This is a genomic window from bacterium (genome assembly GCA_023150945.1).
Taxonomy (GTDB): domain Bacteria; phylum Zhuqueibacterota; class Zhuqueibacteria; order Zhuqueibacterales; family Zhuqueibacteraceae; genus Coneutiohabitans.
This window is the reverse complement of sequence record JAKLJX010000116.1, coordinates 1-508: the sequence shown is the minus strand read 5'-3', so window position 1 is coordinate 508 and position 508 is coordinate 1. Positions and strand designations below refer to the sequence as shown.

Here is a 508-nt window from a genome sequence, read left to right as displayed (position 1 = left end):
ACGTTGCCGAATTCAGCATGCGAGGGATGCACAGCAATCTGCCCGCCGCTCTGCCGCGGCGGCACAAACGTGAGTCCACTAACATTTGCGATGCCAAGTGGTCCCACCACTGCGCCGGCTGCGGTTGTGGGATTGATGGTAATCAAGCTCCAGGGTGCCGGTCCCTCAAAAGACGTGACTCCGTACAAAGCTCCCGCTTGATCGAATGCAATGTCCGGGATCGAGCTGGACAGGCCGGTGGTTCCCACCAGTGTTGCGGCGCCGGTTGAAGCGTTCACAGTGTAAATCTCATCGGTCCCCGAGCCGCGTGAGGCATACAGAGTCCCGCTGACCGGATCAAACGACATGCCGATGAGATCAGCAACACCAGTGGATCCAATGAGTGTCGCTTCGCCATTTTCGAGATTGACGCGATACAAATTGGGCGAAGAAGATGGCCACCGGATGGCATACAACTCATCGGCGGCACCAAAGGCCAGCGCTTCGACATTTGAAATGAAGGAACCCT

Annotated in this window: 1 protein-coding gene; it reads right to left on the bottom strand. The window is 57.1% G+C overall.

Annotation, left to right across the window (positions count from 1 at the left end; all coding sequences use genetic code 11):
* Window positions 1-508 (bottom strand): hypothetical protein (locus tag L6R21_28325; protein ID MCK6563109.1); only part of this gene is annotated, 508 nt, incomplete at both ends.